Below are 21400 nucleotides of genomic sequence, written 5' to 3' on the forward strand. Positions count from 1 at the left end.
GAAAGTTAAGGAAAATATTCGGACATCCTATTACATAAAGGAGGCTGGAACGATGGACTTATGGTTTCTCGGAACAGGCGCCGGCCGTCCGACGAAGGAGCGGAACGTGACATCGATCGCCTTGAAGCTTCCCGAGCCTTGCGGAGAGCTGTGGCTGTTCGACGCGGGAGAAGGAACGCAGCATCGGCTTCTCCATACGCCGTTGAAATTGAGCAAGCTGTCGGCGATCTTTATTACGCACTTGCACGGAGACCATACGTTTGGTTTGCCGGGCCTCCTCAGCAGCCGTTCGTATTTCGAGACGGAGCAGCCGCTTAAGCTGTTCGGACCGCCGGGAATCCGCAAGATGGTAACGACCGCGCTGGACATAAGCGGATCCCGGCTTGAATATGAGCTTATCGTCGAGGAAATTTCGGAGGGCACCGTTTACGAGGATGGACTATATAAGGTCGAGGCAGCGCTGCTGGACCATCGGATCGACAGCTACGGCTATCGGATCACGGAGCGGGACCGGCCCGGGAAGCTGGACAGCGCCAAGCTGCGTGAGCTGGGCGTTCCGAGCGGCCCGTTGTACGGCGTATTAAAGGGCGGCGGCGATGTTACGCTGGATGACGGAAGAGTGATTCGCGCTTCCGACGTCGTCGGGCCCCCTGTTAAGGGGAGAGTCGTAACGATACTCGGAGATACGAGACCGTGCGGCAATACGCTGAAGCTTGCGGCGGGGGCCGATGTCCTCGTGCATGAGGCGACATTTGCGGCGGGCCAAGAGGAGAAGGCGTTCGATTACGGTCATTCCACGACGCTGCAGGCGGCTGCCGAAGCGAAAAAGGCGGGGGTCGGACGTCTCGTAATGACCCATTTCAGCTCCCGTTTCCGGCTTGAGGACTTGCCGGAGCTGGAGCGGGAGGCGCAAAGCGTATTCCCGGAATCCGTCGCCGCCTACGATCTTTACCAGCTGAGCGTTCCGCAGCCGGCGCGCTCCGAATAGCCGGCTCGATTGCGAATCGGGACATACGTGAAAGCCCCTGTCCGTGCAACGGACAGGGGCTTTTCCCCGATTGCGGGCGCTTTAGGACTCGTCTTCGATTTCGTTTTCGAACGACTCCATGCTTTTGCGGCGGTTCCGGTTTTTCTCGATGACGTCGTTAAGCTCTTTCGGAGAGATTTCGTCGGCATGCTCGTCCAAATACTGTTCCGCTTCGCGCAAATTTTCGGCCGTATTTTTGAGCGCTTTTTTCAGATGCGGAACGTTGTCCGCGCGGTTATCCGGTTTTGCCATTGTCGATCTCCTTTGCTTATGCATAGTCGTTTAGACGGTCAGCCGAACTGCCGTCGGTGGAGTAGGATGGCCTTATTGCGTTCCTCTTATTCAATCCGCTTGCATGTCCGGCAAAAGCGGTTTTGAAAACGCTTTATTCGATTTGGTTCGGAAAGCCCTTTACGGCATTCTTTGGCATTTTATATAATGATGAATAATAATTCCGTAATTTTATTCCATGACGAAATAAAATTACGGAAGGAGGAAAGGAGAGTTGCCGCCCATATTCCGCAAGACCCCTCGTTTGAAAGCGGGTTTGAAAGGCTTGTTCCTCATAACGGGAGAGAGGAAAGGATGGGATACCGGAATGCAATTGGTCAGATGGCGGATGTTTACGGCTCGCGCCGCGCTTGCGGCAATCATGCTTGCAAATGTTATATTCCCCGCATTGCCGGCTTCGGTTCACGGAGCGGGAACGGAAGGAGAGGCGTCCGGCGAAACGCCGGCCGCAACTACGGGACCGGAATGGCGGCAAGTCATCGAGGACTTCGAGGAAATCGGCGATTTGCGCGTAACCTCGGTCAGGGCCAATTCGGCCGAATTGACGACCGCAGAGCGTCCGTACCCGGTTCAATACGGACTGTCATCCGGAAGGCTCGACTACGATTTTACCGGCAATGAGGGGACTTCCGCGGCGTACATCCGATTCCGCAGTCCGGCCGGCCCGGACGGACGCGACCTGCCCGGCAATCCGCGCAAAATCGGCTTTTGGCTCTATGGCGAGGATAAGGCTCACTGGATTCGCGGACAAATTCAAGGCGCCGGCGGGACAACCTATGTGCTCGATTTTACCGGAAGCGGCGAAAGGGTAAACGGCTGGAAATATGTTTCCGCTTCCATTCCGGCGGGCGCTTCGGCCCCGTATAAGCTGAATTATATTTACGTCGTGGAGACCGGGACGAAAACGGCCGGCACGATCTATGTGGATCAGGTAAGCTTGATTTACGAGGAGACGGACATTTACAACGTGGAATGGTCCGGAATCCGCCCGCTTGCAGTCGGCGAATCGGTCTACGCCGATATTCTGGTTACCCGGAAAGGAGACGCCGAACCGGAATCGGCTGACGGCGAAGCGGTCTATTCGAGCAGCGACGAAAGTGTGGCGACGATAGAAGCGGACGGTAAAGTGACGGCGGTCGGCCCCGGCACGGCCGAATTGAAAGCGGTCTATCGGGGGGAATATGAAGAAATATACCGGTTAGACGTTACCGAGGAGCCGCCGCAGCCGGATTTTATTCAAATCGAAGGCCCGCTTTCGTTAGTCGTCACAGAAACGGCGCCGCTCAAGGCTTATGCCGTATTTGACGGCGGGGAACCTGCAGAGGTTACGGCGGAAACCCGCTTTGAAGTGTCTCCGGATGAGGTTGCGGAGCTTGTCCGGGGCGAGCTTCGTGCGGTCGCGCCCGGCTCGGCGGAAATCAAGGCCTCGTTCCGGGGGAGCGAGTTCGGTTATACGGTGGAGGTGAAATCCGGAGAGTTGAAAAGCATCGAAATCGCGAACGTGTTCTCGGCCATCGTCGGCGGAGAGCCGGTGCAGGCCAAAGTAATCGGAGATTATAAAGTCGAAGGCAAAAAAGAAATAACGGAGGGTGTCCGCTTCTCCAGCAGCGATCCGCTAGTCGCCTCGATTGACGAGACGACGGGCGTCATTACGGCGGCCGGGCCGGGGACGGCAATGGTAACGGCGGAGGCCGATGGGAAAACCGCCCGGCAGATGATCGTGGTGACAAGCGCTGCCGCTCCCGTAAAGCGCGAGCTGCGCGGCGCCTGGATTTCTACGGTCGAGAATATCGATTGGCCGGCGAAAGGCGATACCGATCCCGAGCGGCAGCGGCAAGATTTCGTTTCGCTGCTCGACCGGTTGGCCGAGACCGGCATCAATGCCGTATTCGTACAAATCCGCCCGACAAGCGATTCCTTTTATCCGTCGGAATATTTTCCGTGGTCGCATTGGTTGACGGGCGAGCAGGGACAGCCTCCTTCTGACGGCTACGACCCGCTTGCGTTCATGATCGAAGAAACGCATAAGCGCAATATCGAGTTCCACGCCTGGATCAATCCGTACCGCGTCAGCATGCAGGCCGACCCGAACGCTCTTTCTCCCGATCATCCCGCGCGGCTCCATCCCGATTGGATCGTGGCGAACGGAGGCAAGCTTTATTTCAATCCCGGCGTGCCCGAGGCCAAAAACTACATCATCGGCGGCGTGAAAGAAATTGTCGAGAATTACGATATCGACGGCATTCATATGGACGATTATTTTTATCCTTATCCGGGGAACGAGCCGTTCGACGATGGCAAGCAATACGATGCTTACCGGGCAGGCGGAGGGACGCTCGGGCTCGCCGATTGGCGCAGGGCGAACGTAAACTCGATCGTCGAAGGGCTTCACGATGCAATCAAGGAGGCGAAGCCGTACGTCAAATTCGGCATCAGCCCGTTCGGCATATGGCGGAACAAAAGCACCGACCCTACCGGCTCTGACACGAACGGCCAGCAAAACTACGACGGCCTGTACGCCGATACTCGAACGTGGATCAAGGAGGGCTGGATCGATTATATCGCGCCTCAAATCTATTGGCATTTCGGGTATTCCGCGGCCGCTTACGAGAAGCTGATCGATTGGTGGACCAAAGAAATCAACGGGGAAAACGACGGGTCCGGCCCGCATCCGGTCCATCTGTACATCGGTCAAGCCGCCTACCGGGTGGGCGAAGCGAACTGGACGCAGCCCGATCAGCTGCCGGCCCAGCTCAGGTTCAACCGCGATCAGGACGGCCGAGTTGCGGGGAGCATCTTCTTCAGCTCGTCCCATCTGCTCGCGAATCCTCTGTCGGTCCGGGACCGGATTGCGGACATGTACCGGACGCCCGCGCTTGTGCCGGATATGCCTTGGCTGCCGGGAGAGACGCCCGGCTCCCCGAATTTGATTCAAGCGAAAAGCGTCAACGGCCAAGCGGAGCTGAAATGGAAGGAGCACGGCAACGAGAAATCGGCTTATTACGCGATTTACCGGACGGAAGGCGACCGCAAGCCAGACCCGGACGACGCTGCGCAGCTGATCGCAACCGTGCGCGCGGTTGACGGTCCGATCCAAACCTTTACCGATACCGAAGCGCTCGAGGGCCGGACTTATACGTATGCCGTAACGGCGGTAAGCCGGCTGCACCGCGAAAGCGAGCTCAGCGACTCCATCGCGGTACGGATCGACTGAAAAGCGAAACGCCCGATCCGCTTGCAAGCGGGCCGGGCGTTTGTTATTCATATGCGGAGGCTGTCAGCCGAAGCGCGATACGAACGTTAGCGGGCTTGAGATGGGCGGGAGGGGGCCGGTTCCGCGCCTGCCGTCGAAGCGGCGGCGAAAGCCTGCACGTCCGTTTTAAGGCTTGGGAGCATTGCCGGCCTTCAGTCTGGCGTAAAGCTGCGACAACGCAGTCAGTACGATCAAGACCGGCAGCACGTTCGTCTGCAGCTGGGTCGGAAGCGCCAGCGTCAGCAGCATCAGCGCGCCGCCCGCCGCAAACAGCATGCCCCCGAGCCGGTTCGCCTTGCGCCACGCATCGGGATTCGACAGCGTATAAGGCGTACGGATGCCGACAAAACGGTTCGGGCGCAGCCTCGGCATATAATTGCCAGTCACAATAAAAATCAGTCCCAGCACGATGGCCATTACCTTGCTAATGGGGAGCTGGCCGCCATAGCCGAAATAAATGACATAGGCTTGAAGCAGCATGAGCCCGAGGACGACAATGTTTCGGATGATGTACATATTGGGGAGATTGGCTTCTCCGTGCTTCCTGCGCGCTTCCAATCCGGCCGATACCTCCATAAAAAGGGAGAGCAGAAGCGCGATTCCCGGGAGGAGGAACAAGCCGGCCGTCTTGTCCGCGAAGCGGTCCGCCTCTCCGCTTATCCCCCAATGGACGGGAAGCCGGTCCGGCATGTCCGGGTAAACGATCAGACCGGCCGCGATGCCGGCCGCCAGCATGATCCAGGTCCACCATTTAGTTTTCATTCGAATCCATCCTTTCCTTTTTCGATTGCTGCAGCGACGCGATCCATTTGAGCAGCTCCTGAAATACGGTCGTATTTAAAGAATAGACGATATGCTGCCCCCGCCGTTCGTCCCATACCAGCTCCGCCTGCTTCAGCAGGTTCAGATGGTGGGAGATGCTGGGCTTCGTCATTTGAAAATGGTCGGCGATTTCGCCGGCGGTCATGTCCCCTTCCTTGAGCAAATCCAATATTTGGCGCCGGGTCGGGTCCGACAGCGCCTTGAATGCTTGATTGATCGACATGAACGAGTATTCCTCTCCAATATTTGATATTTAGATAATTATCTAAATGTTTAATAACAGTATAGCGGCTTGCTGGGGAGGCTGTCAACTTCAAGCGGAAGGAAAATAAACCATTTGCGGTACGAACATGTATTCTGTAGAATGAGTATTACAATCAGGTACATATTTGGTTAAGCAAGAAGGGGAGAGAGGCCGTGAACCGCTGGACGGGGAAAGCTTCCGGACTGGAAGAGTGGCTCGAGCTGCTCAAGCAGGACCCGGAGATCATGGATAACGTTACATATTGGAGAACGATCGAAGCGAAGGAAGCGCGTTATGCCGACATGCCTGCGGACATGCACCCGAAGCTGAAGGAAGCGCTGGCTTCACGAGGCATTAACCGGATGTATACGCATCAAGGGGAAGCGTATGCCGCCGTCAGGGAAGGCAGGCACGTCGTGGCGGTGACGCCGACGGCTTCCGGGAAGACGATGTGCTACAATCTGCCCGTGCTGCAGTCGTTGCTTGAAAACGGAGAGGGCAGGGCGCTTTATTTGTTTCCGACCAAGGCGCTGGCGCAGGATCAGGTCGCGGAGCTACAAGAGCTTGCGGACGCGATGGACGTCGACATCAAGACGCATACCTATGACGGCGATACGCCGCCGACCGTCCGGCAGGTGATCCGGAACGCGGGGCATATCGTGGTCACGAACCCGGATATGCTGCATTCGGCCATTTTGCCGCATCATACGAAATGGGTCAAGCTGTTCGAGAACTTGAAATATATTGTCATTGACGAGCTTCATTCCTACCGGGGCGTGTTCGGAAGCCATGTCGCTAACGTGCTTCGCCGGTTGAAGCGAATTTGCCGTTTCTACGGCTCGAGTCCGCAATTTATTTGCGCTTCTGCGACGATCGACAATCCGAAGGAGCATGCGGAGAGGCTGATCGGCGAATCCGTCCGGCTCGTGGACAATAACGGCGCGCCGATGGGGGAGAAGCATTTTGTTTTTTACAACCCGCCCGTCGTCAACAAGCAGCTCGGCATCCGCCGCAGCAGCGTCCTGGAGACGAGGAAGCTGGCGGCCATGCTGCTTAAGCAGGGCATTCAGACGATCGTGTTCGCGCGCAGCCGCGTCCGCGTCGAGCTGCTGCTCACCTATTTGCAGGAGCTGATCAAGGACAAGCTGGAGGCGCCGACGATTCGGGGTTACCGGGGCGGTTATTTGCCGAAGCTTCGGCGCGAGATCGAAAGAGGACTGCGGAGCGGGCAAATCCGCGGCGTCGTCAGCACGAACGCGCTTGAGCTCGGTATCGACATCGGACAGCTTCAGGCTTGCGTGCTCAACGGTTATCCGGGAACGATCGCGAGCACCTGGCAGCAGGCGGGCCGGGCCGGGCGGAGGCAGGGCAGCTCCGTGACGTTCCTGGTCGCCAGCAGCAATCCGCTTGACCAATATATCATTCAGAATCCGGACTTTTTCTTCAACCGGCCGGCCGAGCGGGCGCTTATCCATCCGGATAATCTTCTTATACTGATCGATCATGTCAAATGCGCGGCGTACGAGCTGCCGTTCGAAGCGGGCGAAACGTTCGGCGGCGAAAGGCTGGAGGACATGATGGAGTTTCTCGTCGAGGAGAAAGTGCTGCATAAAGCGGGCAACCGCTGGTTCTGGATGGAGCAGTCGTTCCCGGCCCACAACATTTCGCTCCGCTCCGCCGCACAGGAGAATTTTATCATTATCGATATATCGAACGGCAGCCGGGTTCTGGGCGAGGTCGACCGCTTCGGCGCGCCGACGTTAATCCACGAGGAAGCGATCTATATCCACGAGGGCGTCCAATATCAGGTGGAGAAGCTTGACTATCCGGAGAAGAAAGCGTACGTCCGGGAGGTCAACGTCGATTATTATACGGACGCGAATCTGGCCGTGGAGCTGAAGGTGCTCCATGTGGACAAAGAAGCGGTGACCGGCGCGCTGCATCGTCAATACGGCGAAGTTACCGTCAACTCGAAGCCTACGATTTTCAAAAAAATCCGGCTCCGCACGCACGAGAACATCGGAAGCGGCCCGATCCATCTCCCCGAGGAGGAGCTTCATACGAGCAGCTATTGGTTTTCTTTCAGCGACGAAGCGGCGGAAGGCAGAAGCAAAAACGAGATGCAATTCGCGCTGCTCGGCATCGCCAACGTGCTTGTCCATATCGCGCCGCTTTATCTGATGTGCGATCCGTTCGACATTCGGGTCGTGCCGCAGGTGAAAGCCGTGCATACGCAGAAGCCTACCATCTTTTTCTACGACCGGTATCCGGGCGGCATCGGGCTGAGCGAACGGCTGTACGAGGTGCACGACGAGCTGCTGAACCAAGCGAAATCGCTGATCCGCACGTGCACATGCCTTAGCGGCTGTCCGGCTTGCGTCGGCCCGATCGAAGAAGTCGGGCTGCTCGGCAAGCAGCAGGCGCTCGCCCTGCTCGAAGAGGCGGGAGGGGCGCGATGAGCGGGCTGCGGGAGCGGATGGGGCGGCTTCGCGGCTCCGGCGGCGGGAATGCCGATCGCGGGACGACGGATGCCGGCGGGCAGGCTATGCCCGATCCGTCGGCATTAGGCGACGGGAAATCGGATGTGCCCGGCGCCGGGACCGGCCCAGGCACGGATGAGGCACGGAAGGTTCGTCAGGCTGCAGAGCAAAGTCTTGGCCCGGAATGGGAGCGCCTTGGCGTAAAGCTTGTCCGGAGCGAGGCCGGGGAGTTTTTGCTGCGGCGCATCGTTTATCCACCGTCTTTCCGGCACGGGACGCATCGCCTTGCGGAGCTGTCGGAGACGGCCGGCCATTTGGCCGCTTTTCATCCCGGCGAGACGGTGGAAGCGGAACAAATCTTGTTTCTCGATTTGGAAACGACGGGGCTTGGCGTCGGTACCGGCAACGTGCCATTTATGGTTGGCATCGCCTACTGGCGGCAGGACGGCTTTACCGTCGAACAAGCGCTTATCCGGCATCCCGCCGAGGAGTACGCGATGCTGTTCTATTTGCGGGAACTGTTCGAATCGTTCCGCTATCTGGCGACCTACAACGGGAGAACGTTCGACTGGCCGGTCGTGCAGAACCGGCTTATTTTAAACGGTTACCGTAATCGGATGTGGGAGCCGCTGCACCTCGATTTCTTGCATCCGGCGCGCAGCATTTGGCGCAACACGCTTCCGTCCTGCAAGCTTAGCCGTGTCGAGGAGGAACGGCTTGGCATCGTAAGAGAGGACGACGTGCCCGGATCGCTCGCGCCGCAGCTTTATTTTCAATTTCTGGCCGACGGCAATCCGCTGACGGTGGAAGGCGTATTCCGCCATAACGAAACGGATATGCTGTCGCTTGCTTGCCTTGCCGTCCGGTTCGGCTATTTGCTTGCCGGAGACGGCGGCAGCGGCTTGCCGCTGCCCGAAGAAGGGGAGGAGCTTGTCCGCACCGGCCTATGGCTGGAGCGAATGGGCAGGGCGGAGAACGCCGAAGCGATGTTCGCCGCCGCCGAACGCTCCGGGCGGATCGATTCCGGCGCTTTGCTGCTTCTTGCGGCACGGGACAAGAAAGCTGGAAATTGGCAGCGGGCTGTGTTATTGTGGCAGAAGGCCATCCATTGCGAATCGAGGCTTGGAACGACGTTTTACGAAGCGTACACGGAGCTTGCGATGTATTACGAGCACAAAGCCAAAAATATAGAGCTCGCGCTTCATTATACGAAAGAAGCGCTGGAACTTGCTCTCAGCCATCCGCTTGCGGGCAAGCGCAACCCGAAGCGCCGGGCCGAGCTCGACGCGCTCCGCAAACGGCTTGACCGGCTGCACCGCAAAAACGGCAAGCTTGCGCCGGGCGCGGACGGCAAGGGGGCCGGGGCGGCATTGCAAGGGGGAGCATAAGATGATAAATGAGAATAAAGCCCGGATGCGCGGGCTGTTGATCGACTTGGACGGGACATTGTACCACGGGAATATCCGAATCGAAGGAGCGGATCGCCTGGTGAACGCGCTTCGCGCCGCCGGACTGCCGTTCCGGTTCGTGACGAACAATTCGACGGCCGCGCCGGAGACGGTCGCCGCCAGATTGAACGGCATGGGAGTCGAGGCGCTGCCGTCCGAGGTGTGCACGTCCGCGCAAGCGTCCGCGGAATATATATCGAAAGAGAAGCCGGGAGCGTCGGTGTTCGTCGTCGGCGAAGCGGGGCTCAGGCAAGCGGTGCGCGAAGCCGGATTGCGGCTGACGGAGGAGAAGCCCGACTATGTGCTGCAAGGCATCGACCGGGAGCTGACCTATGCCCGTATCGCTTCGGCCGTTCGCTATATACGGGAAGGGGCAAGCTACGTGATGACGAATCCCGACCTGCTGCTTCCGTCGGAGGGAGGACTTCTTCCGGGAGCGGGGACGATCGGAGCCATGCTGCGCGCCGCGACGGGACGGGAACCGGTCGTGATCGGCAAGCCTTCCCCCGTATTGATGAATTTTGCGCTGGAGCAGCTGGGGCTGCGGGCGGAAGAGACCTGGGTCGTCGGCGACAATATGGCAACGGACATCGCCGCCGGCATAGCGGCTGGCTGCGGAACGGCTCTTGTGCTCACGGGATTGACGACCAAGGATAATTACGAACGCTACGCAAAGGAAGCGGGCTGCGAGCCCGATCTCGTTTGTCATGATTTGGATGAGCTGCAATCGTACATAATGGCTTATATCGAGAGTATGAAGCAACGGAAGGAATGAACATGGCATGCCGGAATTGCCGGAAATGGAAACGTATCGAAAACTGTTGAACGAGCAAATTGCCGGAACGGTCATCACCGGCACGGAAGTGACGAGGGAAAAATCGATAAACGTATCTCCCGAAGCTTTCAATGAGCAATTGACGGGCAGGACGGTATGGTACGTCGAACGCCGCGGGAAGCACTTGATTTTCCATCTGGACAACGGGAAGCGGCTGGAGCTTCACTTGATGCTCGGCGGATTTTTGTTTTTCGGCCGGGAAGAGGACAAGCCCGACCGCACGGCCCAAGTGACGCTCCGGTTCGACAAGGGCAATCTGTACTTCATGGGGCTGCGTTTGGGTCATCTCCATCTGCTCAGCGTGAAGGAAGTGGAAGGAGCGCTGTCGAAGCTTGGGCCCGACCCGTTCGATAAGCGGCTTACGAGCGAGAAATTCGCGGCGTTGTTCGACAAGAAGCGCGGTTCGCTGAAGGCGTCGCTTGTCGATCAGCATGTCATTGCAGGCATCGGCAATTGCTATGCCGACGAAATCGCCTACACCGCGTCCATCCGCCCCGACGCCAAAATTCCTTTGCTGCGGGATGAGGATTGGGAACGTTTACATCGTTCCATGCATAGTGTGCTAAAGGAAGCGATTTCAAGAGGCGGATACATGGACCAGCCGCTGACGGCGACGGACGTATTGACCGGAGGCTACGAATCGGTATTCCAGGTGTACGAGCGGGCCGGCGAGACGTGCGGCCGCTGCGGCGGTACGATCGAGCAGATCGAAGTGGCTTCCCGCAAGGCGTATCTGTGCCCGGGCTGCCAGAAGGAGTAGGCTGCCGATGCGCCCGTTCGGTTACCATGTCAGCATACGGGGCGGTTATGCGCAGGCGGCGCAAGCGGCGGCCGCGGCAGGATTGACGGCGTTTCAATATTTTCCGAAAAACCCGAGAAGCCTTGCGATCAAATCGTTCGACAAGCGGGATGCGGCCAAATGCGGGGCGATCTGCAAGGAGCTTGGCCTCGTATCGGTCGCCCATACGCCTTATCCGACGAACTTGGCGTCGTCGGACAAAGACCGGCGGGACCGGGTCGTCCCGTCGTTGCTGAACGATTTGGACATTGCGGAGCATTGCGGGTCCGTTGGCGTCGTCGTCCATTTCGGCGTTTACAAAGGACCGGATCCGCTTGACGGCTATAAGCGGATCATCGCTTGCCTCAATAGCGTAACCGAACAGTGGGACGGGAAAGCGAAGCTGTTAATCGAAATCCAGTCGGGCGAGCATACGTTCATGGGGACGACGATCGAGGAGCTTGCCCAAATCCGCCGGCTATGCGACGATCCGGGGAAGCTAAGCTTTTGCCTCGATACATGCCATATGTTCGCCAGCGGACTGTGGCAAGGGGACACCGGGGCGGCTTGGCTCGATAAAGCGAAATCGCTGGGCGTGCTCGAACGTGTCGCCGTTATTCATTATAACGACAGTTTGTTTCCGTGCGGGCAAAAGCGGGACCGGCATGCCGAGATCGGAAAAGGGCACATCGGCGAAAGCGGCTTGAAATGGCTCCTTTCCGTACCGGAGCTGCGGCATGTGCCGTTCATTCTGGAAACGCCGCCTGGCCGGGACGGCACATACGGCGAACAGTTGACATTCATGCGGAGATGGGGGGACTAAGGCATGATCCATGTATATTTGGACGATTACCGGAGATGTCCCAAAGGCTTTGTGCTTGCGCGCACGGCGGAGGAATGCAAGCTGCTGCTCGATTCCGAAGAAATCGGCATATTGTCGCTCGATTTTGACTTGGGCTGGGGAGAGCCGACGGGATTGGAGGTTGCCCGGCATATTGCGGAGACGGGCAAATATCCGCGCCAAATTTACATGCATTCCTCCAGCGCGCAGGGCAGGATGCAAATGTACGCCATGCTGGCCGCCGGCGCTCCGCTCGACGTGAAGCTGTCGAACGGCATGATCCCCGACCCGCTGCTGCTCGAAATCGCAAACGGCGTCCAACAGGAACGCTGATCGGACATGAATCTTACGGCTTGAACTTATTGGGAGGTACAGAATATTGATGCGCTGGATTGGTACGGCTAACCGCGGCTATTCGCCGTACGCGATAGAGGAGTTAAGGAGGCTGCTGGACGGCGGGACATTCTCGCAGCTTGCCGCCGGCGAGACGTTTCTGTTCGAAGCGGCGTCGGACAAGCAAGACGTACGGGAGCTTATAGCGGCCAAGCCGCCTATTTTTTTGCGGCATGTGCAGCCTGTCGAACAGGAATTGGAAATAAAAGGGGACGAATCCGACTTGTCCGGCTTGGCCGCCATCGTTTACGATAACAAGGAAAGGCTCGCCGGCAAAAATGTGTCCGTCCATGTGCGGAAAGGTCCGGTCTCGAACTTCGTTTATACCCCGGCTGAAACGAAAGACGCCCTTCGGCCTTCGTTTGAAGCGCTGGATTCGGAGCTTGTGCTGCAGCAGCCCGAACTTATATTCGCCGTTTATGCAGCAGCGGACAAGCTGTATGCCGGAATCGGGACGCCGGATGAGATGCTGTCGGACTGGCCGGGCGGCGCGATCCGGTTTCAACGCGAGGAAGGTCAAATTTCCCGGGCGAAATTCAAGCTTCTCGAAGCGGAGAAGACGTTTGGGCTGGACTTGTCCGCCTACCGCTCCGCACTGGATATCGGGGCTGCGCCGGGCGGCTGGACTTCGCTTCTGCTGGAACGCGGGCTGCAGGTGACGGCGATCGATCCGGCGGAGCTTCATGAATCGCTGAAAGGGCACCCGAAGCTGGCCTATTTGAAGCGGAACGCTTCGGAAGTCAAATTCGGGTCGAACGCGTTCGATCTGCTCGTATGCGATATGAGCTGGAGCCCGATGCAGATGGTCAAGCTCGTGCTGGAATTGCAGCAATCGCTTATGCCGCAAGCGACGGCGATCATTACGATCAAGCTGATGCACCGCAAGCCGCTGCAGACGATCAGGGAAGTGATCGCGAAGCTCGAAGCCTGTTTTAAGGTGGAGCGGGCGAAGCAGCTGTTTCATAACCGGGAGGAAATTACTTTGTTTTTAATCAAGAAATAGTGATTTCAAGTTGCCCGGCAGACCGACAGGCAGGGGGAGAGATCGCAAGTGAAAGCTGGCCGTTTATGGTCGTTGTTCTCCAATATGAAGATCAAATACAAAATCTTTTTCCTGATCGCGGCTTTGATGGCGGTCGTGGCGATTATTACGAATTTGATTCAGCAATACGCGTTCGATACGTACGACAAGCTCGTTTATCAGCAATCGTCCAAGGCGCTCGGAACGTCGTCGCTGGGCATGGAGAACGAGCTGAAAAAAATCGCGTCTCTCTCTTATTCGGTCGTAACCGATCCGAATATCCAGAACAATCTATGGAATATCCGCACGGCGAATACCGATTACGTCAGCTACGTCACGTTCACGAAAATTACGGATCGTATGGTCGATCTTGGAGCGCTCGACAAATACGTGCTGTCCATGCAGCTTTACGACGTCAACGATAAGGAATACGCCGTCGGAGCGCGGGCGGTTACGTTAAATCGGGAAAGGCTCGAACGCTTGGAAATGGAAGCGGTTGCGCAAAAAGGGGGCGTAGCCTGGCTGGCGCCCGACGAAAACGACAAGACGTTAACCGTCGCCCGCAATATACGTCGTTATCATAATTTATCGTTGGAAAACTTGGGCACGCTCGCCATTCGAATAGATGTCAATCGCCTGTTTGCCGATTACGGCAGCGGGCTCGACGACGAAGATGCGCAATTTATCATTTTGAAGGATAACGAAATGGTTTATCCCGAACAAACGGACTTCGATTTGAAAACGCTTGCCGAATTAAAAAGCGGAAAACAGGGCTATAAAATCGTCCGCGATGCAGGAAAGTCGTATTATATAACCTATTTATCGTCGGCCTATATGGATTGGACTTATTATACCGTTATCCCTTACGACGATATTTTTGAAAGCACAGTCAGTGTGAAAAACACGGTCATCATCGTTTACGTTCTGCTGTTCGTGGCCGCCGTCCTTGTCGCTTTGCAAATTTCGCGCACAATTACGGTTCCGCTCGAGAAGCTTTCGGTCAAAATGAAACGGGTGCAGCTCGGAAATTTCGATTACGGGGAAGGGGACAACGAGCGGCTTCCGATGGACGAGGTCGGGCAAATGCAGCGCAATTTCCGCATCATGGTGGAGCGCATCAACGAGCTGATCCAGGAAAATTACGTAAAGCAGCTTGTGATCAAGGATACGCAGTTTAAAGCGCTGCAGGCGCAAATCAACCCGCATTTTCTGTACAATACGCTGGAAACGATCAATTGGACGGCCAAAATGAACAAACAGGCGCGCATCTCCCAGATGGTGGAATCGCTTGGCGCGCTGCTGCGGCTGTCCATTAATGTGAAAGATCCAATCATTTCGCTTAGCCGGGAGCTGGAAATAATCAACCATTATATTACGATTCAAAAGTTCCGGTTCGAGGAAAGGCTTGATTTCCGAATCGAGGTGCCTTCCCACCTGCATTACTGCAGCGTACCGAAGCTGTCGCTGCAGCCGCTGGTCGAGAACGCCGTCAATTATGCGCTGGAACAAATGGTGGAGACGTGCGTCATCCGGCTGACCGCTTCGGCGGACGCGAGCCGGCTGCTCATTTCCGTGGAGGATAACGGGCCGGGCATGGCGAAAGAGTTGGTTGATAGCTTGCGAAGAGGGGAAGTGAAGCCGAAGGGGACCGGCCTCGGGCTCCAAAACATTGAAGAGCGAATCAAAATTTTGTACGGCGACGAATACGGGCTAATGATCGACAGCGCACCGGGAGAAGGAACGAAGGTAACGCTCGTGTTGCCGTATACGGTGAGGGATGAACATGTATAACGTGCTGCTTGTTGACGATGAACGGATTATTCTGGAAGGGATCTCCAGCATGGTCGATTGGGAGGAGCATGGCGCCCGGTTGACCGGCACGGCCCGGAACGGAATCGAAGCGCTTGATTTTATCGAGAAGCATAAGCCCGATATCGTGATATCCGACATAAAAATGCCGGGAATGGACGGTCTTCAGCTGGTCGAAAAGGCAATGCACGCGGCACCGGAAACGGCGTTCATTCTGCTGTCCGGATACAGCGAATTCGATTATGCGCGCAAAGCGATGCAGTTCGGCGTCAAGCATTATTTGCTTAAGCCGTGCAACGAGAACGCGATCATCGACGCGCTGCGGGAAGCGATGGACGAGCTGGAAGGGGAGCGCAATCGGGCGGAGGTCATGCATAATATCCAGACGGAGCTTGCCAAGGTGCTGCCTCACGCCAAGGAGCAGTTTCTGAAGGAGCTCGTCACGAATAAGACGTACGGCCAGCGGGATTGGGACGACTATCGCAGGCTGTTCCGCATATCCGAAGAGACCGATAACGTACAGCTCATCTTGTTTCAGATCGAAGGCGGAGAATACGAATACGAGCATTTGTTCGCGATCAAGAACATCGCGGAGGACGTATTGGGCCGATCGATCGTGCTGCTCGGAACGACAATCGGCAGACATGCGCTGCTGTTGCTGAAAGAAAATTACAAACAGGAATGGCTGTTCGAACAGCTGGCGGACATCAAAAGGACGTTCAGGGATTTCTACAAGCTGGACGCGACGATCGCCGTCAGCGATCCGTCCAATATTACGGATGCGCGGCGCATGTACCGCGATACGCTCGATTGCTTGAACTTCCGGTTTTATCTGGGCGAAGGGACGATCGTATCGAAAAAGGACATCGCCGATCTGATCAGCGACGCTCCTTCGTTTGATTACGACGACGAGCGGCTCGCCATGTTTATCAAGTCAGGCGACTGGACCGGCGCGGAGCAGGAGCTGGACCGCTATTTCCGGGAGCTCGGAAGCTGCAGGATGGATTCCGTCCTGACCAAATCGTACGCGATCACGCTTCTCGTCTCGATCGCCCGGTTAAGTCCGCCGGCCCAATTAAGCCAATATATGCAATCGATCGCCAAGCTGGACGAGCTTCATACGCTGCGGGCGATCGAGCAGTATATCGCCGGAGTGGCCAGAGAGATTACGCTCGCCCATCATCAATCGCAGAAAACGAAGCATTCTTCGATCATTAACCGCATGCTGGAAGTGGTGCGCAACAATCTCGGCGAGTCCGCTTTGTCGCTGAGTTGGGTCGCCAGCGAAATTTTATATATGAACGCCGACTATTTAGGGAAGCTGTTCAAGAAAGAAACCGGCGAGAAGTTTTCGAATTACGTTATGCGGCTGAGGATCGAAAAGGCCGTCGAAATGATCGAAGCGTCGGAGGACGCTAAGGTGTTCGAGCTGGCCGAAGCGCTTGGCTTCGGCGACAATCCGCAATATTTCAGTCAGGTGTTCAAGAAATATACGGGCCAGACGCCTTCCGATTACCGCAAGTCTCCGACATGATTCGCTTCGAAACATGCAATCGTTCGATAAAATGTGCATCTTTCCAAGGAATGCCCCGAATCCGTTCGCGGGCATTCTCTGTTTTTTTAACAAAGAAAGCGGTTTTTTAAATTCCTGTTCCGACAGGGCAAAAATATAATAAGAACCATAGAGTAATAGATTAAGCAGCTTTGCGTAGGAGAGGACGGATCAACCATGAAGGCAAAAAGAAAAATGCTGTCGATGGCGGCGGCAGCGGCATTGGTGTTTGTTGCGGCTTGCGGCGGAGGGGGTTCGAACGGTGCGGGGTCCAGCGGTTCCGGCTCCGGCTCCGGCGCCGATAACGGGCAAGTTACGATCCGGATGGCTTGGTGGGGCGGCGACGCCCGCCACGAGTATACGAAGAAAGTGATCGAATTATACGAATCGCAAAACCCGAATGTAAACATCGAGATCGAGTACGCGAATTACGACGATTACTGGAAAAAAATCGCGCCGCAAGCGGCGGCGGGCGAGCTTCCCGACGTTATTCAAGTCGATACGAGCTATTACTCGCAATATGCCGGCAAAAAACAGTTCGCGGACTTGACGCCTTTTCTCGGCAAAGAAATCGATACGGCAAGCATCAGCCAGGATACGCTGGAGAGCGGCCGTTATGGAGACGGCTTGTACGGCATAAGCGCCGGGGTCAACGCCCTCGGCTTCCAATACGATCCCGAGATGCTGAAGAAAGCGGGCGTCGACAGCATTCCCGAGAACTGGACCTGGGACGATTACGTATCGATCGCGGCCAAAGCGAAAGAAAACGGCATCTATATCGACGACGGCATGCGCCCGGAAATTTTCTTCGGATATTATCTCCGCACGAAAGGCGAAACGCTTTACAACGCGGAAGGGAACGCGCTTGGCTACGAAGACGACTCGCTCTTCGTCGATTACTTCGGCATGATCGCCGATCTGGTCAAAAGCGGAGCGTCGCCGACGGCGGACGCGAAAGCGCAAATTAAAGGCTTCGAAGACAACTTCCTGACGAAAGGCAAGCAGATCGGCGTATGGCAGTGGTCGAACCAATACGTGGCGCTGCAGCAGGCGGTTAACCGGCCGATGGAAATCGCGCCGATGGTCGGGCCGGACATGGAGAAAGGCTTGTACTTGAAGCCGAGCATGTTCTGGTCGATCGCGGAAAGCTCCAAAGTGAAAGCGGAAGCGGCCAAGCTGATCAACTTCATGATCAACGACGTGGAAGCGAACAAGCTCATATTGGGAGAGCGCGGCGTTCCGATCTCGTCGGCGGTGCAAGAGGCGATCAAGCCGCTGCTGCCGGAAACGCAAAAGCAGGTTTTCGATTACGTCGCATGGGCAGGCGAGAACAGCTCCCCGATGGACCCGGTCGACCCGGTCGGCTCGGCGGAAATTTTCGACAAGCTGAAATCGCTCTCCGAACAACTGGAATACGGACAAATTTCGATTGAGGACGCGGCCGCAAACTTCCGCGCCGAAGCGAATTCCATTCTGGGCAAAAACAAATAAGGGCAAGACCGTTATCCCGGATTGAAGGCGTTAGCTCCGGGAATCGCGCCCCAAGCCGGGATAACGGATAAGACAGACTTCGCATAGGAGTTGGATCCCATGAAATTATCGCTCAAAAACAATTTGATCGGCTACACGTTTATTTCGCCCTTTGTAATCGGTTTCCTCATTTTTACGTTATATCCGACGTTCATGTCGCTTTATTATTCCTTTACGGATTACGATTTGCTCATGCCTGCGACTTGGGCCGGGCTGGACAATTATTCGGCGATGTTCGAGGACAAGCGGTATCTGCATTCGCTTAAAGTGACGCTCTTTTACGTTTTCGCCGGCGTTCCGCTTCGTTTGGCGTTTGCGCTGTTCGTGGCCATGATTCTGAATAATGCTTCCAAGGCCGTCGGACTTTACCGCACCGTTTACTATTTGCCGTCCATTATCGGCGGCAGCGTAGCCGTGTCGATCATGTGGCGCAACGTGTTCGGAGATGAAGGAATCGTCAACGGCTTGCTCAATTTTCTCGGATTTGAAAGCGTTCGCTTTTTCGGCGACCCGCAAGCGGCCTTGTTTATGCTGATCTCGCTGTCGGTTTGGCAGTTCGGTTCTTCCATGCTCATCTTCCTTGCCGGACTCAAAAATATTCCGGGCGAGCTGTATGAAGCGGCAAGCGTCGACGGCGCGGGATTCTTCCGCAGGTTCTTCAGCATTACGATTCCGATGCTGACGCCGATCATCCTGTTTAACTTGATTATGCAGCTGATCAGCGCGTTCATGACGTTCGTGCCGGCTTACATTATTTCCAAGGGCGAAGGCGGCCCGCTCGACGGCACGCTTCTGTACTCCTTGTACCTGTTCAAGCAGGCGTTCGTTTACTTCGACATGGGCTTCGCATCGGCAATGGCGTGGGTAATGCTCATCATCGTCGGCATCTTGACGGCGTTAGTGTTCGCGTCGTCGAGACTATGGGTGCATTACGAATCGGAAGGAGGCCGCTAATATGACGCTCAGAAAAATGAAGTGGCCGATTTACCACTTGTTTGTTGGGCTGCTTGCCATCGTGATGATTTATCCGGTGCTGTGGTTGTTTATCAGCTCGTTTAAGAAAAGCAACACGATTTTTACCACTTCGACGTCGCTTATCCCGGATCCGTGGGTATGGGAAAATTACAAGCTCGGCTGGAGCGGTCTGTCGGATATATCGTTTGGAACGTTCATTTACAATTCCCTGGAGATCGTCATTATTTCCACGATCGGCGCCGTATTGTCTTCCGCTTTTGTCGCGTTTGGCTTTGCTCGGCTGAAGTTTTTCGGACGCGGGTTCTGGTTCTCGATCATGATGGTGACGCTCATGCTGCCGCATGACGTCGTGCTTGTCCCGCAATATATTTTGTTTTCGGATTTGGGGTGGATCGGCTCGATTAAACCGATCGTCGTTCCGCAGTTTTTGGGCACGCCTTTCTTTATCTTTCTGATGGTTCAGTTCATCCGTTCCATTCCGCGCGAGCTGGATGAAGCGGCAACGATCGACGGAGTCGGCAAGTTCGGCCTGTTCTTCCGGATCATTGTTCCGCTTATCATTCCTTCTCTGGCGACGGCGGCGATCTTCTCGTTCTATTGGCGCTGGGAGGATCTGATGGGACCGCTGCTTTACTTGAACAAACCAAGCTCTTATACCGTTTCCTTAGGCTTGAAGATGTTCCTCGACAGCGAAGGGTTGTCCAACTGGGGCGCGATGTTCGCGATGTCGGTCGTAAGTTTGATTCCGGTCCTTCTTGTGTTCTTCCTGTTCCAGAAATATATCGTGGAAGGAATTAGCACAAGCGGCTTGAAATAACAATAGGAGACTTTGACGAAGACGATGGAGGAGACGATTGACATGCCACAATTGCAATTTGACGAGAACGAAATTCGCGAGATCATCGACCGTGTCGTAGACCGCACGTTCCGGATGGATTTTACGTGGGATTGGCCGGGAGGCGTAGCTTTCTACGGCGTTGCGGAAGCGTACGAGGCGACCGGCAATGCCAGCTACATCGACAGGCTTAAGGAATGGGTCGACGAAAAGCTGGAAGACGGGCTGCCGAAGCTTTCCGTCAACGGCGTTTCGGTCGGGCATTGCCTGATTACGCTGTATAAAGCAACGGACGACGAGAAATATTTAAACATCGCCAAGCAGATGGCCGAATATTTGCGCCACGAAGCGGTGCGCTTCGGGGACGGCATATTTCAGCACACGGTCAATTCCGAGGAGTATGTGTTCCCCGAGCAGGCTTGGGTCGACACGATGATGATGGCCGGCTACTTCCTGGTGCGGATGGGCAAGCTGCTCGACAACCAAGAATATATGGAGGACGGCATCAAGCAATACCATGGCCACGAAGAGTATCTTCAGGATCCGGTTACGAACCTGTATTACCACGGCTGGGATAATGTAGCCAAAAACCATATGTCGGCCGTCTTCTGGGCGCGCGGCAATTCCTGGGCGGCGCTGACGATGGCGAAGGCGCTGCGGGAAGTGCATGTGGCGCATCCGGCGTATATGATTATCGAGGGTTCGCTTCGCGACCAGCTCAGCGCGCTGGTGCGGCTGCAATCCGAAGAAGGCTTGTGGCACACCGTATTGGACGATCCGACTTCCTACCTCGAAACGTCCGGCTCGGCCGGCATCGCGACCGGATTGTTCGCTTTCGGCTCGCTTTACAACAAATACATTAACAAGTCGATCAAGGGCATCTTGAGCCAAATTGACGCAGACGGCTCCGTGCGCAACGTATCGGCCGGCACGGCGGTTATGTTCGACAAGGAAGGCTACAAAAACACGGGCCGCAAACGGGTGCAAGGATGGGGGCAAGGGCTGGCGCTTGCGTTCCTGGCCGAGCTGCTGAATTCGAAAAAAAGAACTTTTTCCTAAGATTGTAAAATGACGAGATGAAAACCTTGCTATTGCATAGATAATCCTATGTAAAGGCAAGGTTTCTCTTTTTTCTGAAATAAGGTTCGGCTATAGTTTTTTATGGCTATCTGTGTAAATATCTGTTTTTTTAACAAAAAAAGCGGTTTTTTAATATTCCGTAAGCGATTACATTGGCATATACTGATGGTGTGACTTTCATTCAGC

18 protein-coding genes are annotated in these 21400 nt (G+C 55.8%); 15 read left to right on the forward strand and 3 right to left on the reverse strand.

The features are described from left to right. The first annotated feature begins 52 nt into the window (after positions 1–52). The gene (gene rnz / locus ACFSW5_RS05335; RefSeq protein WP_379270378.1) at positions 53–988 is read left to right on the forward strand and encodes a ribonuclease Z; all 936 of its coding nucleotides are present in this window, start codon (positions 53–55) and stop codon (positions 986–988) included. 81 nt (positions 989–1069) lie between these two features. Here the strand turns inward: rnz and ACFSW5_RS05340 are convergent, their stop codons facing one another. Further along, the gene (locus ACFSW5_RS05340; protein WP_379270379.1) at positions 1070–1279 is read right to left on the reverse strand and encodes a small acid-soluble spore protein Tlp; all 210 of its coding nucleotides are present in this window, start codon (positions 1277–1279) and stop codon (positions 1070–1072) included. 346 nt (positions 1280–1625) lie between these two features. Here ACFSW5_RS05340 and ACFSW5_RS05345 point away from each other — a divergent pair, with 346 nt between their 5' ends. Continuing rightward, positions 1626–4532 (forward strand): family 10 glycosylhydrolase, encoded by a 2907-nt coding sequence (locus tag ACFSW5_RS05345; protein ID WP_379270380.1) that lies wholly within the window; start codon positions 1626–1628, stop codon positions 4530–4532. A 165-nt stretch (positions 4533–4697) separates the two neighbouring features. Here the strand turns inward: ACFSW5_RS05345 and ACFSW5_RS05350 are convergent, their stop codons facing one another. Next, the gene (locus ACFSW5_RS05350) at positions 4698–5333 is read right to left on the reverse strand and encodes an SdpI family protein (RefSeq protein WP_379270381.1); all 636 of its coding nucleotides are present in this window, start codon (positions 5331–5333) and stop codon (positions 4698–4700) included. Further along, positions 5323–5610, reverse strand: coding sequence for an autorepressor SdpR family transcription factor (locus ACFSW5_RS05355; protein ID WP_379271011.1), 288 nt, complete (start codon positions 5608–5610; stop codon positions 5323–5325). The genes ACFSW5_RS05350 and ACFSW5_RS05355 overlap by 11 nt, the downstream gene beginning before the upstream one ends. A 200-nt stretch (positions 5611–5810) precedes the next feature. On the opposite strand from ACFSW5_RS05355, the gene ACFSW5_RS05360 reads away from it, so the two are divergent. The 13 genes from ACFSW5_RS05360 (at position 5811) to ACFSW5_RS05420 (ending at position 21193) form a co-directional block, all read left to right on the forward strand. Further along, positions 5811–8096 (forward strand): DEAD/DEAH box helicase, encoded by a 2286-nt coding sequence (locus tag ACFSW5_RS05360; RefSeq protein WP_379270382.1) that lies wholly within the window; start codon positions 5811–5813, stop codon positions 8094–8096. Further along, complete coding sequence (locus tag ACFSW5_RS05365; protein WP_379270383.1) at positions 8093–9505, forward strand: ribonuclease H-like domain-containing protein; 1413 nt, start codon at positions 8093–8095, stop codon at positions 9503–9505. Before ACFSW5_RS05360 ends, ACFSW5_RS05365 begins: the two co-directional genes overlap by 4 nt. Before the next feature lies 1 nt (position 9506). Next, a complete protein-coding gene (locus tag ACFSW5_RS05370; protein WP_379270384.1) occupies positions 9507–10340 on the forward strand; it encodes a TIGR01457 family HAD-type hydrolase in 834 nt (277 codons plus the stop codon). Positions 10341–10347: 7 nt separating this feature from the next. Further along, positions 10348–11160 (forward strand): DNA-formamidopyrimidine glycosylase, encoded by an 813-nt coding sequence (mutM, locus tag ACFSW5_RS05375; protein WP_379270385.1) that lies wholly within the window; start codon positions 10348–10350, stop codon positions 11158–11160. Positions 11161–11167: 7 nt separating this feature from the next. Further along, positions 11168–12001 carry a deoxyribonuclease IV gene (locus ACFSW5_RS05380; protein WP_379270386.1) on the forward strand — a complete coding sequence of 278 codons (834 nt, stop codon included), beginning with the start codon at positions 11168–11170 and terminating at the stop codon, positions 11999–12001. A gap of 3 nt (positions 12002–12004) precedes the next feature. After that, positions 12005–12352: a cyclic-phosphate processing receiver domain-containing protein gene (locus ACFSW5_RS05385; RefSeq protein WP_379270387.1), complete on the forward strand. Its 348-nt coding sequence runs from the start codon at positions 12005–12007 to the stop codon at positions 12350–12352. Between the two features lie 49 nt (positions 12353–12401). After that, the gene (locus ACFSW5_RS05390; protein WP_379271013.1) at positions 12402–13415 is read left to right on the forward strand and encodes an SAM-dependent methyltransferase; all 1014 of its coding nucleotides are present in this window, start codon (positions 12402–12404) and stop codon (positions 13413–13415) included. 48 nt (positions 13416–13463) lie between these two features. Beyond that, positions 13464–15224 carry a sensor histidine kinase gene (locus ACFSW5_RS05395; protein WP_379270388.1) on the forward strand — a complete coding sequence of 587 codons (1761 nt, stop codon included), beginning with the start codon at positions 13464–13466 and terminating at the stop codon, positions 15222–15224. Beyond that, entirely contained in the window at positions 15217–16776 is a 1560-nt protein-coding gene (locus ACFSW5_RS05400; RefSeq protein ID WP_379270389.1) for a response regulator transcription factor, read from the forward strand. The genes ACFSW5_RS05395 and ACFSW5_RS05400 overlap by 8 nt, the downstream gene beginning before the upstream one ends. A 195-nt stretch (positions 16777–16971) precedes the next feature. Then, positions 16972–18285, forward strand: coding sequence for an ABC transporter substrate-binding protein (locus ACFSW5_RS05405; RefSeq protein WP_379270390.1), 1314 nt, complete (start codon positions 16972–16974; stop codon positions 18283–18285). Between the two features lie 99 nt (positions 18286–18384). Beyond that, positions 18385–19278, forward strand: coding sequence for a carbohydrate ABC transporter permease (locus ACFSW5_RS05410; protein ID WP_379270391.1), 894 nt, complete (start codon positions 18385–18387; stop codon positions 19276–19278). 1 nt (position 19279) lies between these two features. Continuing rightward, a complete protein-coding gene (locus tag ACFSW5_RS05415; RefSeq protein WP_379270392.1) occupies positions 19280–20116 on the forward strand; it encodes a carbohydrate ABC transporter permease in 837 nt (278 codons plus the stop codon). Between the two features lie 42 nt (positions 20117–20158). Then, the gene (locus tag ACFSW5_RS05420; protein WP_379270393.1) at positions 20159–21193 is read left to right on the forward strand and encodes a glycoside hydrolase family 88/105 protein; all 1035 of its coding nucleotides are present in this window, start codon (positions 20159–20161) and stop codon (positions 21191–21193) included. Positions 21194–21400: the final 207 nt, after the last annotated feature.

The organism is Paenibacillus thailandensis (assembly GCF_042685365.1).
GTDB classification, from domain to species: Bacteria; Bacillota; Bacilli; order Paenibacillales; family Paenibacillaceae; genus Paenibacillus_AP; species Paenibacillus_AP thailandensis.